This window comes from Agrobacterium sp. MS2, assembly GCF_003261015.1.
Lineage (GTDB): Bacteria > Pseudomonadota > Alphaproteobacteria > Rhizobiales > Rhizobiaceae > Agrobacterium > Agrobacterium pusense.
Window position 1 is genome coordinate 59,635 of the sequence record NZ_QLNF01000028.1, and the last position, 12,926, is coordinate 72,560.

The following is a 12,926-nucleotide window of genomic DNA, read 5'->3' on the forward strand; positions in this document are numbered from 1 at the left end:
CGCTGAGATCCGCAGGATTGCCTTAAAAGTGTGCTTGATCACGCAGGCGGCATTTTTCCGTTGAAATCACCCGAAAGAACCTATTGACCTTGCCACGATGGGAAGCCCTATCTTTTTTTTAAATGAGAAAAGAGGGGTCCTACGCATGTCACAAATGGAGATCCGGGCGAGCCATCAGATTGCGATCGATGGCATGACATGCGCCTCCTGCGTCGGCCGCGTTGAAAAGGCGATCGCCAGGGTGCCCGGGGTTCTCAAGGCTTCGGTCAATCTTGCGACGGAACGCGCTGACATCTCTTTTTCCGGATCACCTGACGTGCTGGCCGTGATCGCGGCGGTGCGGAATGCCGGCTATGGCGTCGAAGAAAAAACCATAGAGCTTGATATTGAGGGTATGACATGCGCCTCCTGTGTGGGCCGTGTTGAAAAGGCCCTGAAGGCTGTTTCCGGTGTTTCGGAAGCGAGCGTCAACCTGGCGACCGAGCGCGCCACCATCCGCGTCGCCAGCAATGCCGCCTCTACCGCCACCTTGGGGGAGGCGATCAGACGGGCGGGTTACACGGCGAAGGAAATCGTCGCCGACAGGGCCGGCAAAGTGGAACAGGACCGACGCGCCGTGGAGTTGCGCAGCCTGAAAATCAACCTGGCCGTGGCCACTGCTTTGACCCTGCCAGTCTTCGTTCTGGAAATGGGCTCGCATCTTGTCCCCGCGATCCACGACATCGTGATGGAAACGGTCGGCATGCGGGAAAGCTGGTATCTGCAATTCGTTCTGACGACGCTGGTACTCTTTGGACCGGGTCTGCGTTTCTTCAAAAAAGGCATACCCGCACTTCTGCGGCTCGCGCCGGATATGAATTCGCTTGTCGTGTTGGGCACCGCCGCCGCCTGGGGATTTTCGGTTGTGGCAACCTTCCTGCCCGAAATATTGCCGCGCGGCACGGCGAATGTCTATTACGAGGCCGCTGCTGTCATCGTCACGCTCATCCTCCTTGGCCGGTTCCTTGAAGCGCGCGCCAAAGGCCGCACCAGCGAGGCGATAAAACGATTGCTCGGGTTGCAGGCCAAGTCGGCGCGGGTGTTGCGCGACGGCGAAACCGTGGATGTGCCGTTGCAGGATGTGCACGCCGGTGATGTGATCATTGTCCGTCCTGGCGAAAAAGTGCCGGTCGATGGCGTGATCCTCAGTGGCTCGTCCTATGTCGATGAATCGATGATAACCGGCGAACCCGTGCCGGTTACGAAAACGGCGGGTTCCGAGGTCGTGGGCGGTACGGTGAATCGCAACGGCTCTTTCACCTTCCGCGCCACCAAGGTGGGCGCCGATACGCTGATCGCCCAGATCATCCGCATGGTCGAGGAAGCACAGGCCGACAAGCTGCCCATTCAGGCGCTGGTCGACAAGGTCACCAACTGGTTCGTGCCGGCGGTGATGCTGGCCGCAGCCGCCACTTTCCTCGTGTGGTTCTTCTTCGGGCCGGATCCGGCTCTGACCTTCGCGCTCGTCAATGCGGTTGCGGTTCTCATCATCGCCTGTCCCTGTGCCATGGGCCTTGCCACGCCTACCTCGATCATGGTCGGCACTGGCCGCGCCGCCGAGATGGGCGTGCTGTTCCGGCGCGGCGATGCGCTCCAGACGCTCCGTGATGCCGAGGTGATCGCCGTCGACAAGACCGGCACGTTGACGCTCGGCAGGCCGAAACTGGTGCATTTTACAACGACCGAGGGCTTCGGTGCCGATGAGGTGCTGCGCCTTGTCGCATCCCTCGAAACCCGATCCGAACACCCGATTGCGGAGGCGATCGTCGAAGCCGCGAAACATGGCGGCCTGGCGCTTGCCGATGCGGAAGGTTTCGAGGCAACGCCGGGTTTTGGCGTGGGGGCGGTGGTTGAAGGGCGCAGGGTTGAAGCGGGCGCGGACCGGTTCATGGCGAAGCTCGGTTACGATACCGCGATGTTTGCGCATGAAGCAGACCGGCTGGGCAGGGAAGGGCAGTCGCCGCTTTATGCTGCAGTCGACGGCAGGCTGGCCGCGATTATCGCAGTGGCCGATCCGGTGAAGCAGACGACCCCGGAGGCGATCGCGGCGCTGCATGCGCTCGGCCTCAAGGTCACGATGATCACGGGTGACAATCGCCGCACCGCAGAGGCCATCGCCCGTCGCCTCGGCATTGACGAGGTGGTGGCGGAAGTGCTGCCGGACGGCAAGGTGGAAGCCGTCAAAAGGCTTGCCGCCGGTGGGCGCCGGGTCGCCTTCGTAGGCGATGGCATCAACGATGCACCGGCGCTTGCGGCAGCCGATGTCGGCCTCGCCATCGGAACGGGCACGGATGTCGCGATTGAGAGCGCCGATGTGGTGCTGATGTCGGGCGATCTGCGCGGTGTGGCCAATGCCATCGCCCTGTCCAAGGCCACGATCCGCAATATCGGCCAGAACCTGTTCTGGGCCTTCGCTTACAATGCCGCGCTTGTTCCCGTGGCGGCCGGAATATTGTATCCTGTCAACGGCGTGTTGCTGTCACCCGTCCTTGCTGCCGGCGCAATGGCACTTTCCAGCGTCTTTGTCCTGACGAACGCGCTGCGCCTGAAAAGTTTCCGTGCGCCGCTCACGGACAGACCCGCGGGCTTGCAGCTCGCAGCAGCATAGGAGGGGACACAATGGCGCTCCCCCGGTCCATCCACTTGCCGCAGATTGATCGCAGCATCGCGGTGGCGGAGGGCGAGACTGTCCTTCAGGCCGCCCTGGCAGCGGGCATCGCTTACCCGAACGGCTGTCGGATGGGCCGCTGTGGGGCCTGCAAGTCGAGGCTGATCTCCGGTGAGGTCGACCTTCTCAAGCACACGCCTTTTTCGCTGACTGAGGAAGAGAAAGCAGATGGCCTGACGCTTGCATGCCGAGCCATACCATTAAGCGACGTGGTGATCGGCTGGCTGAATGGCGCTGACGCGCTCTCCGACAGTGATGCAGATCTGTTGTCCACCCCGGAAAGATAGGAGCAGGATCCATGAACATCGGCACAGCCGCTACCGCATCCGGCGTTTCTGCAAAGATGATCAGACATTACGAGACGATCGGCCTGATCAAATCGGCGAGCCGCACCGATTCCGGCTACCGGGTCTATACGGCCAATGATCTGGAAACACTGCGCTTTATAAGGCGCGGCCGCGACCTCGGTTTTTCAATCGAAAAGATAAGGCAGCTCATGACCTTGTGGCGTGATCCCGGCGGCGCCTCCTGCGACGTCAAACGCATCGTCATGGAACACGTCGTCGATCTCGAAGCCAAGATGCAAACGCTTCGCGACATGGCCGATACGCTCCGCCATCTGGCGACCTATTGCCCGGATAATGGCGAGCCGGAGTGTCCGATCATTCAGGATCTGGCGCAATCGGAAGATCCCGATTTCATCCCGGCGGCGGTGGTGCCGAAACGGTCGGGCATGTTGAAGGGCACGTCCGGCCCGGTAGCGGAACTACAGCGCCTTGCGAAATGAGCGGCCGTTCCAATCGTGGACGTCGTCTATTGCGGTAAAAATGCCAATGCGGTGAAGGAGATCAGCCATGTGGATACAGATATTACAGCGCTTCCTTATCCTGTGCCTGATGTTGGCGATCGTCTCCGTCATCGCGTTTCTTTTGCCCTATATGGCCGGTGGCGATCCGGCCCGTACCATCCTGTTTTCGCGCATGCGTGATACGGCGCTTGATCCACACGCCGTTGAAGCGCTGAGAACCAGCCTCGGGCTCGACCGTCCGCTCTATGTGCAATATTTCGCCTGGCTGTCGAACGCGTTACGCGGTGACCTTGGCTTCTCCTTCACCAGCAGCCAACCCGTCGCCGGTGAGCTTTTGCGTTCCCTCGGCGTGTCGGTGACACTGGCGCTGACGGCCCTGGCAATAGCGGTGGCCGTTGCCCTGCCGCTCGGCACGCTTGCCGCAATGCGTCCCGGCGGAAGGCTGGACAATTTCGCGACGCTGATGATCCAGACCTTCGTCGCCACGCCCGAATACTGGTTCGCGCCCATGTCTGCGCTCGTCTTTGCCCTCTATCTTGGCTGGCTGCCCTCCGCGGGATGGGACAGCTGGCGTTCGCTGGTCCTTCCTGCGCTGACGCTGACCCTGCGACCGCTCGCCTATTTCACGCAGGTGACGCGCGCGGCGATGGCCGAAGTTTTACGCGCCCCTTATATCACGGCGGCGCGCAGCCGCGGGCTGGGCATGCATGGCACGGTCATGCGGCACGGCATCCGCAACGGCTCGCTTCCGGTTGTCACGTTTTTTGCCCTGTGGCTTGCGGGCCTGCTGGGCGGATCGGTGGTGGTGGAGGTGATCTTCGCCATCCCCGGAATGGGTCGGCTTCTCTACGATGCGGTGGTCAACCGCGACATCCCGATGCTGCAGGGCGGCTTCATCTGCATCGTCGCTCTTTCCATCCTGATCAATACCCTGGCCGACAGCTTCTATGTCCTGATCAATCCGGCAATGCGAGGTCGCCATGACCATTAGTCACTTTCCACAGGCTGCCGCCATGACGATGACCGCGCCCAGACGTCCCTCGACGCTCAACCGCTTCACGGATTTCATTCGCCGGCGGCACTGGACCTTCTATGCGGGATCGGCGATCTTTCTCGCCATCATCCTGCTGCTCATCATTGCGCCGTGGATTTCGCCTTATAATCCGGCGCAGCAGAACCTTCGGCTGCGGCTGAACGCGCCGAGCGCCGCCCATTGGCTCGGAACGGACCATCTGGGGCGTGATGTGCTCAGCCGTCTGCTCATAGGCGGCCGTTTCACGGTCACCATCGCCGCGATCACCGTCATTCTCTCGGTCGTGATAGGGGCCTTGATCGGCATCGTCAGCGGCCGCAGCCGCGGCATAGTCGATCAGATTTTGATGCGCATCGTGGACCTGCTCATAGCCATACCCGATGTCGTGATCGCAATTTTCCTCGTCGCCATCTTCGGGCCCGGATACGGCACGCTGATCGCCTCGCTGACCATCGTTGGCTGGACGCCTTTCGCACGGCTGGCTCGGGGACTGACGCTTTCGATCAATTCCCGTGAATATATCCGTGCGGCAGAGGTGCTTGGATGTACGCGGAGCTTCATCATCTTCCGGCATATTATTCCCAACACGATCTGGCCCATTGCCGCTGTCGCGTTCCTGCGGTTCGGCCACAAGCTGATCACGGTGGGCGGACTGTCATTTCTGGGGCTCGGCGTACAGCCGCCGGCCGCCGACTGGGCGCTGATGCTGTCCGATGCGCAGGCCTACGCCGAACGCATGCCCGTTCTGGTTATCGCACCGGGTCTGGCGATTTTCCTGGCGGCGCTCAGCGTGACCTGGATCGGCCATGGCCTCAACCTTGAAACCAAGAAAACGAGCGGTCATTGACGCCCGCCAAGGGGCAATGGTCGATTTGACTGTCGTCAAACATAGATGACGCCACGGACAATGAAGGAGAGTAATATCATCTGAAGCCGCATGAAAATCCGTAAATGCCTCCGATTCAATAAAAATAAGGGGAACTCTTATGAATATCGAAGGACACACGCATGCCAGCACGGCCATGTCTTCCGAATGCGCACCGCTTCTGGAAATTGAGGACCTGCACGTTTCGGTGCCGGCGCAACATGGTCGGAAATTCGTCATCTCCGGGCTGACGCTTTCCGTCAATGCCGGGGAAGTTGTCGCTCTCGTCGGCGAGTCCGGATCCGGCAAGAGCATGACGGCGCTATCGCTGATGCGGCTCCTGCCACAGGGTGCGGAAATCAATTCCGGCCGAATTTCCTTTGCCGGGCGTGATATTCTCGCCCTGTCATCCGCCGAACTCGACGCGTTGCGCGGCGCAGATATCGGTATGCTGTTTCAGCAGCCACAGGCCATGCTGGATCCCACCAGCCGGGTGAGGACGCAGGTTGCCGAACCGCTATGGGTCCATCGCAAGATGAGCCGGCACGCCGCTCTCAACCGGGTCGTCGGCCTTCTGTCCGATGTCGGCATTCCCGATCCGTCTGCACGGGCGCTGTGCTTCGCACACGAACTTTCCGGCGGCATGGCGCAACGTGTCATGATCGCCGCGGCACTCTCGGGCAATCCGCAACTGCTGATCGCCGACGAGCCGACGACAGCGCTTGATGTCACTGTTCAGGCACAGATATTGCGCTTGCTTGATGACGAGCGCCGCAAGCGCCGGCTGGCCACGCTGCTCATCACCCATGATCTTTCGGTTGTCGCCGCATTCGCGGACCGGATCGCGGTCATGTATGCCGGTCGCATCGTGGAGGAAGGGCCCACCCAGGCGATCCTCAAGGCGCCGCAGCATCCCTATACCAAGGCGCTCATCAGCTGCTCGCTTCTGACCACTGACGGCGAGGGGCAGTTGCTGACAATCCCCGGCTCCAGTTCGCAGGCCCACGACATGTCCTGCGGCTGCCGGTTTCACCCGCGCTGCTCGCTCGCCAAATCCGCCGGCATGGGCAGCCGCTGCATGGCAGCCGAACCGAATCTGAATGCCCTGCCGGAAGGACGCAAGGCCCGGTGCTGGGCAGTCGGTGACGAGCAGGTCAACCATGATCATGCTGGCCACGCAATGTGCTGAAGGAGGTGACGATGTTATCGCCAACGATGAAACAGGCCACGCCATCGGCCGGCAGCGACAGCCGACCCTATGTGATTGCCAAAAATCTTTGCAAATATTACCCCATATCAGGCTTTGGTCACCGGGTGGTGAAATCCGTTGACGACGTGTCGCTGACGATCGGCGAAGGCGAGGTTCTGGGCCTCGTCGGCGAATCCGGCTGCGGCAAAAGCACCGTCGCCGGATTGATAACGCGGCTGACGAACGCGACGAAAGGCGAGGTCAGCATCGGTAATCATAATATACTGCAAATCCAGGGCGAAGAGCTTCGGCGGATGCGTCGGGTCGTGCAACTGGTGTTTCAGGATCCCTATTCGGCACTCGATCCCCGTATGCGCATCGGGCAAAGCATGGAAGCACCGCTTGCCCAGCACGGCATCGGCTCTCGCGAGGAACGCGCGACGCGGGTTTTCCGGATGCTGGAGGAGGTCGGTCTTGATGCCTCATTTTACGATCGTTATCCCAGCCAGTGTTCCGGCGGGCAATTGCAGCGCGTCGTCATAGGGCGCGCACTTCTTCTCAATCCGAGTTTCCTCGTTTGCGATGAGCCGACATCGGCACTCGACGCCTCCATGCGCACGCAGATACTGAACCTCCTGATGGACATGAAGCGTCGCCACGGTTTGACGGTTCTGATGATTTCCCATGACCTGCGTGTGGTGCGTTATCTGTGCGATCGCATCGCGGTAATGTATCTCGGGCGCGTCGTTGAAATCGCTGACCGTGAAGAGCTTTTCCGGGCGCCGAAGCATCCCTACACCAAGGCCCTCATTGCATCGTCGATGCTGGACGAGACGGGGTTGTATGCACCGGAAATGCTCCTGGACGGTGATCTGCCGAGCCCTCTCAATCCTCCCGACGGATGCAAATTCCACACGCGCTGCAAATACGCGACCGCAATATGCGGAGAGGTAGAACCCGTTCTGGAAGGCGTTTCCGGCGAGCATTTCGCGCGTTGCCACCGCTGGCAGGAACTGGGTTGAAGGACGACGCAGCTACAGTTCTCTGATGCTGTAAAAACAGATGAATTGTGTGTTTGAAGCTTAATATCGGAATAAAATTCCGAGTATAAAACGTAAAATAGATGATATTCGAATGGATAATCGAAAGATATCCATAGGGAATTATTGTTGTAATTTTATGGAATAAGCGAATTTTCGAGAAAATGTAAGAGATGTGAGCGTTGTCATCAAAAATAAAAGGGGAATCTTCTATGATGAAGCACGCACTTTTGGCGACGTGCGCCGTTGTTGTCTCATTCGGGGCACATGCGGCGACAGCCGGAACGATCACCTATGACGATTATACCGGCGTCAAGACCGGCTGGCAGATGGCTTCCGACGATGCCTATCTCGGCTCGCGGGCGGGATGTTTCGAAAGTCTGGTTCGTGTCGGTTATGACGCGACACTGGAGCCTGGCCTAGCCGAATCCTGGACACAGACCGCGCCGAAGGTCTGGGAATTCAAGCTGCGCAAGGGTGTGAAATTCCAGAATGGTGAGCCGCTCAATGCCGCAGCCGCGGTCAATGCACTCACCAATCTTCTGAAAGCGCCTGTTCCGGCGCGCGCCTTCTCGCCCAAGCTGATCGCCGCTGTTGATGCCGATGGTGACGATATCGTGAAGATCACGACCATCGAGCCATCGGTGCTGCTGCCGGCGCAAATGGGAAGTCCGGCAACGTCGATCCTCGCGCCTTCAGCCTATAAGGATGGCAAGGTCGATCCGATCGGAACCTGCACCGGACCCTTCAAGATTACCAAGGTCGATGCCAACCAGTATATGGAGCTGACCGCAAACCATGACTATTGGGCCGGTATGCCGAAGCTTTCGGGCGGCCGCGTGAACTTTATTCCGGACGCCGATACGCGCGCCACCCAGATAAGAAGCGGTGAAGTGCAGATTTCGCGCATGATCCCGCCTTGGACAGTGAAGACCGTTGAAGCGGCCAAGGGCGTCAAGGTTGCGCCGATCACCGTGCCGCGGATCACCGAAATGCTGCTCAATAATTCAAAGGCGCCTTTCAAGGATATCAAGGTTCGGCAGGCGATCCGGGCTGCCATCGATACCGCCGGTATTGCCGACAGCATCTATGAAGGCGTGGTAAAGCCCGCAACGATGCCCTTCGCACCGGGTGAGCCGTGGGCGCCGCAAGACGTCACACCCGCTTATGACCTGGAGAAGGCAAAGGCTCTGCTGAAAGAGGCCGGAGTTGCTCCCGGCAGCCTGAAGTTGACGCTTCTCGCCTACACGGAAAGAACCGAACTCAAGGATGTTGCCGCCGTTATCCAGGCCCAATTGCAGGAAATCGGCATCAAGGTCGATGTTCGCGTTGCCGATTACACAGCGATCGAGCCCGATCTCCTGTCCGGCAACTTCGACATGGTTCTTCTGTCGCGCGGTTACGCCACTGACGTTGCAGAGCCGATCGGTTTCCTGAACGCCGACTACACCTGCACAGGCGGTTACAACATCTCGCATTATTGCAGCGAAGAGACGGACAAGCTGATCAAATCGGCCTATGCGGTGGCCGAGCCGGCCAAGCGTTACGCCATCTATGCCGAGGCGGCGAAGAGGGTTTACGATGAAGCGGTCACCGTCTACCTCATCCACGAGACGGCTTTCGACGCCTATTCGGACAAGGTCGAGAACTTCAAGCCACATCCGATCAACTACTTCATCATGACCAAGGATCTGGCGGTGAAATAAGCCAACGTGACATCGCTGACGAGGTGTGGCCCGGTTCGCAAGAGCCGGGTCTCTTTTATGAGAAGGCCCCTGAGCCTCTCCGCCGTCATTCTGGCTCTGTGCAGGAATCCAGCCAGCCCAGGTCCTTGGACTGAAAGGAGTCTTCCCGCCGTGCAGACGCACGTCAGCTGGATTCCGGCTCAGGGCCGGAACGACGGAGGAGGCGGATTCGTTTCATTAAACTGGGGAAACCTCCTCCGTCACCTTTGATTGAAAGGGAGAGGGCGTTTGCCGTCCGGGAGGAGAGAGGGATGGATGCCGTCCAAACCCGTCACACAATTCAGCGCGAAGCGGGGCAGGCAGTGCGATCCGGCGGCGGCTGTATGAAAGCGCCGCCGGTATCTCGTTTGATCAGGCGCGTGCTTCCGGCGTGTATCCAGCCGCGGTGATGATTTCTGCGATACGTGTCGCATCGGAGATGCCGCCAACCACCACTGTGCGGCTTGCCGGATCGGCATATACGGCAGCGCCGGGAACGGTCTTCTCGATCGCACCCTTGATCACACCGGCGCAGTGCCCGCAGGTCATGTCTTCAACGTGGAAAGAAAGGTCGGCATTGACGGGTGCGGCAGTGGTTTCCGGGTGATGCTGGTGAGCGGTGCACATAGGCGGTTCTCCGTGATTGGGAATTCGTAACAGGGAGAGCCTGGACTATTCCAACGTGGGAAGGTCAAGCGCTTTATTCGCCCAAAGCCAGTGATTTCAGCTCTTCCAGAAAATCGGCATCAGCAGCACCAGAACCGTCAGGATTTCCAGACGCCCCAGCAGCATCAGGATCGACAGGAGATAGAGCGCCGGTTCGCTGATCGTGGAGAAATTGCCTGCCGGGCCGATGATCGGGCCGATGCCGGGGCCGACATTGGCAAGCGAGGTCGCCACAGCCGAGGTGGCGGTGAGGAAATCATAGCCCATCAGGCTCATGGCCAGGCTGCCGGCAATCCAAAGTGCGATGAAACAGCTGATAAAGAGAAAGATGGTGCGGATGGTTTCCGGATCGACCACCTGCTGGCCGTAGCGCACGGAATAGACGGCGTTCGGATAGATCAGCTTCTTGAGCCCGGCCCGCGCCACGTTGAAGATGATGAGAAAACGATAGGCCTTGATGCCGCCGGCCGTAGAGCCCGAGCAGCCGCCCATGAAAGTGGCGAAAAAGGCAACGACGACGACGAAGGGCCCCCACAGCGTGTAGTCATCGCTGGCAAAGCCGCCGGTCGACAGGATGGAAGTCATGTTGAAGAAGGAATGGCTGAGCGCATCATCCAGCGGCACGCCGTTCCTGAAATGGTGGTAGACGCCAACGGCAACCGAGATCGCACAGAGGTAGCCGAGGAAGACGGCGATCTGCGGGTCGCGCAGCGTCTCCAGCCGGCGCCGCACGGCGAGCAGGATCATGACCGAGAACGGCAGGCTGCCGAAGATGAGGAAGATGGTGGCGATCCACAGCAGCGCCGTATTGTTGAAATAGGCGAAGGAAGCGTCATGGGTGGAGAAGCCGCCCGTCGCAACCGTCGACATGGCATGGTTCAGCGCATCGAAATGCGACATGCCGGCAAAATCATAAGCGATGGTACAGGCGAGCGTCATGACGATGTAGATCGCCACGAAAGCCCGGGTGAAGCTTGCCAGCCGGGCGAAGGGGCGGTCGTTGCCGGTGTCGGAGGATTCCATGCGGAAGAAGGTCATGCCGCCGACGCGCAGCAGCGGCAGGATGAAGAGGCCGAGTGCGACAATACCGATGCCGCCGAGCCAACACAGCAGCGACCGCCACAGGAGAATACCCTGCGGCGCATTGTCGAGACCCGAAATGGCTGTGGATCCGGTCGTCGTGATGGCGGAGACGGACTCGAAAAGCGCCTGGCCGGGCGTCAGGCCGAGTTCGGACAGATAAAGCGGCACTGCACCGACGATGGAAAACACCAGCCAGAGCAGGTTGACGAGCAAAAAGCCGAAACGCTTGTTGAACGAAGCGATCGGCCCGCGCGTGGCGAGCGCGCAGGCGAGCGCGAAGCCGCCACACATGAAGCCGGAAAGCGCGAACACCATCCAGTCGTCATTGCCGTAATAAAGATCCGTCAGTGCGGGCAGGAACATGGCCGTGGCGAGATAGAGCCCGAAGATGGACGTTACATATATGACCGAGCGCAGAAGGTTACTGTTCAAGAAATGAAACCCGGAGTTCGTGGCCGCGCTGAAATGAGTCTTTGTCTCGGACGCCTTCCTATGGCATAGCGGGTGCCATTATGAATTTCAATGGATTGACTATCGTGGACAAGCAGCTTGTGGAAGCAGCGCGGCGGGAAGTGCGGGAAATATTCCCGGAAACGCCGCTGCAGTTGAATGAACATCTCAGCCGTCGGTATGGCGCGTCGATTTGGCTGAAGCGTGAGGATCTGTCCCCGGTTCGTTCCTACAAGATTAGAGGCGCATTCAATTTTCTTCGCAAGGCGGTGGCCAAGGCCGGCAAGGGCAAGATTTTCGTCTGTGCTTCGGCTGGCAACCACGCCCAGGGTTTTGCTTTCGCCTGCCGCCATTTCGGCGTTCATGGCGTTGTTTTCATGCCGGTGACCACACCGCAGCAGAAGATCGAAAAGACCCGCATCTTCGGCGGCGAGTTCATCTCCATCCGTCTGGTGGGCGATATATTCGACCAGTGTTACGCTGCTGCCCGCCAGCACGTACAGGACAATGACGGCTACATGGTGCCGCCGTTTGACCATGAGGATATCATCGAGGGCCAGGCGACGGTTGCCGCCGAGATCATGGACCAGCTACCGGATGGCACTAAGCCTGACATCGTCGTGATGCCTGTCGGCGGTGGCGGTCTTTCGGCTGGCCTGTCCGGATTTTTGGCCGGGACGGTCCGCAAGGAAAACTTCGTGTTCTGCGAGCCGGAAGGCGCACCGAGCCTGAAGAAAAGCCTCGAACGTGGCGAACCGGTGACGCTGAACAAGATCGATAATTTTGTCGATGGCGCCGCCGTCGCCCGCATCGGCGACCTCAACTTCAAGGCGCTGAAGGATTTCCCGGCCGAACAGGTCCAGCTCATCCCGGAAAATGCCATCTGCGTGACGATTATCGAGATGCTGAATCTCGAAGGCGTGGTGCTGGAGCCCGCAGGCGCGCTCTCGATCGCCGCGCTGGAAAAGCTCGGCCGCGAAAAGCTGGAAGGCAAAACGGTCGTCGCCGTGGTTTCCGGCGGCAATTTCGATTTCGAGCGCCTGCCGGATGTGAAGGAGCGCGCCATGCGTTACACGGGCGTGAAGAAATACTTCATCCTGCGCCTGCCGCAGCGTCCGGGTGCGCTTCGCGATTTCCTCAACCTGCTCGGGCCCGATGATGATATCGCCCGTTTCGAATATCTGAAGAAATCGGCCCGCAACTTCGGCTCGATCCTTATCGGCATCGAAACCAGCGCGAAGGAGAACTTCGCCGGCCTGCTGGAGCGCTTCGAAGCGGCCGGTCTCGGGTATGAGGACATCACCGAAAATGACATCCTGTCAAACCTGATCATCTGATCGGAAGAGGCAGGGAAGGGCGGG

General features: G+C 59.6%; 10 protein-coding genes and 1 pseudogene. 9 read left to right on the top strand and 2 right to left on the bottom strand.

Going from position 1 to position 12,926, the window contains the following annotated elements:
* The first annotated feature begins 145 nt into the window (after positions 1-145).
* From DOU54_RS12770 to DOU54_RS12805, 8 genes and pseudogenes are all read left to right on the top strand, one after another.
* Entirely contained in the window at positions 146-2,647 is a 2,502-nt protein-coding gene (locus DOU54_RS12770; RefSeq protein WP_113731341.1) for a heavy metal translocating P-type ATPase, read from the top strand.
* Positions 2,648-2,658: 11 nt separating this feature from the next.
* Positions 2,659-2,958 (top strand): annotated as a pseudogene (locus tag DOU54_RS12775) (2Fe-2S iron-sulfur cluster-binding protein); the annotation flags it as partial.
* A 47-nt stretch (positions 2,959-3,005) separates the two neighbouring features.
* Positions 3,006-3,494: a Cu(I)-responsive transcriptional regulator gene (gene cueR, locus DOU54_RS12780; protein WP_072494285.1), complete on the top strand. Its 489-nt coding sequence runs from the start codon at positions 3,006-3,008 to the stop codon at positions 3,492-3,494.
* Positions 3,495-3,561: 67 nt separating this feature from the next.
* Positions 3,562-4,506 carry an ABC transporter permease gene (locus DOU54_RS12785; RefSeq protein WP_004441204.1) on the top strand — a complete coding sequence of 315 codons (945 nt, stop codon included), beginning with the start codon at positions 3,562-3,564 and terminating at the stop codon, positions 4,504-4,506.
* Positions 4,496-5,395: an ABC transporter permease gene (locus DOU54_RS12790; RefSeq protein WP_022555995.1), complete on the top strand. Its 900-nt coding sequence runs from the start codon at positions 4,496-4,498 to the stop codon at positions 5,393-5,395. The genes DOU54_RS12785 and DOU54_RS12790 overlap by 11 nt, the downstream gene beginning before the upstream one ends.
* A 139-nt stretch (positions 5,396-5,534) precedes the next feature.
* Positions 5,535-6,602 carry an ABC transporter ATP-binding protein gene (locus tag DOU54_RS12795; protein ID WP_113382542.1) on the top strand — a complete coding sequence of 356 codons (1,068 nt, stop codon included), beginning with the start codon at positions 5,535-5,537 and terminating at the stop codon, positions 6,600-6,602.
* Between the two features lie 11 nt (positions 6,603-6,613).
* A complete protein-coding gene (locus DOU54_RS12800) occupies positions 6,614-7,624 on the top strand; it encodes an ABC transporter ATP-binding protein (RefSeq protein WP_022555997.1) in 1,011 nt (336 codons plus the stop codon).
* 230 nt (positions 7,625-7,854) lie between these two features.
* Entirely contained in the window at positions 7,855-9,348 is a 1,494-nt protein-coding gene (locus DOU54_RS12805; RefSeq protein ID WP_004441211.1) for an ABC transporter substrate-binding protein, read from the top strand.
* 390 nt (positions 9,349-9,738) lie between these two features.
* Here DOU54_RS12805 and DOU54_RS12810 read toward each other — a convergent pair whose 3' ends face one another.
* Both DOU54_RS12810 and DOU54_RS12815 read right to left on the bottom strand, forming a co-directional pair.
* Positions 9,739-9,993, bottom strand: coding sequence for a heavy-metal-associated domain-containing protein (locus tag DOU54_RS12810; RefSeq protein WP_112765720.1), 255 nt, complete (start codon positions 9,991-9,993; stop codon positions 9,739-9,741).
* A 96-nt stretch (positions 9,994-10,089) separates the two neighbouring features.
* The gene (locus tag DOU54_RS12815; protein WP_162749753.1) at positions 10,090-11,547 is read right to left on the bottom strand and encodes a TrkH family potassium uptake protein; all 1,458 of its coding nucleotides are present in this window, start codon (positions 11,545-11,547) and stop codon (positions 10,090-10,092) included.
* Positions 11,548-11,627: 80 nt separating this feature from the next.
* On the opposite strand from DOU54_RS12815, the gene ilvA reads away from it, so the two are divergent.
* Complete coding sequence (gene ilvA / locus DOU54_RS12820; RefSeq protein WP_113382541.1) at positions 11,628-12,902, top strand: threonine ammonia-lyase; 1,275 nt, start codon at positions 11,628-11,630, stop codon at positions 12,900-12,902.
* The last annotated feature ends 24 nt before the right edge of the window (positions 12,903-12,926 follow it).

What these genes read in the sequence shown, in the direction of transcription:
- DOU54_RS12770 (WP_113731341.1), top strand. Translation starts at nt 146, where the DNA reads ATGTCACAAATGGAGATCCGGGCGAGCCATCAGATTGCGATCGATGGC.
- cueR (WP_072494285.1), top strand. Translation starts at nt 3,006, where the DNA reads ATGAACATCGGCACAGCCGCTACCGCATCCGGCGTTTCTGCAAAGATG.
- DOU54_RS12785 (WP_004441204.1), top strand. Translation starts at nt 3,562, where the DNA reads ATGTGGATACAGATATTACAGCGCTTCCTTATCCTGTGCCTGATGTTG.
- DOU54_RS12790 (WP_022555995.1), top strand. Translation starts at nt 4,496, where the DNA reads ATGACCATTAGTCACTTTCCACAGGCTGCCGCCATGACGATGACCGCG.
- DOU54_RS12795 (WP_113382542.1), top strand. Translation starts at nt 5,535, where the DNA reads ATGAATATCGAAGGACACACGCATGCCAGCACGGCCATGTCTTCCGAA.
- DOU54_RS12800 (WP_022555997.1), top strand. Translation starts at nt 6,614, where the DNA reads ATGTTATCGCCAACGATGAAACAGGCCACGCCATCGGCCGGCAGCGAC.
- DOU54_RS12805 (WP_004441211.1), top strand. Translation starts at nt 7,855, where the DNA reads ATGATGAAGCACGCACTTTTGGCGACGTGCGCCGTTGTTGTCTCATTC.
- DOU54_RS12810 (WP_112765720.1), bottom strand. Translation starts at nt 9,993, where the DNA reads ATGTGCACCGCTCACCAGCATCACCCGGAAACCACTGCCGCACCCGTC.
- ilvA (WP_113382541.1), top strand. Translation starts at nt 11,628, where the DNA reads ATGAATTTCAATGGATTGACTATCGTGGACAAGCAGCTTGTGGAAGCA.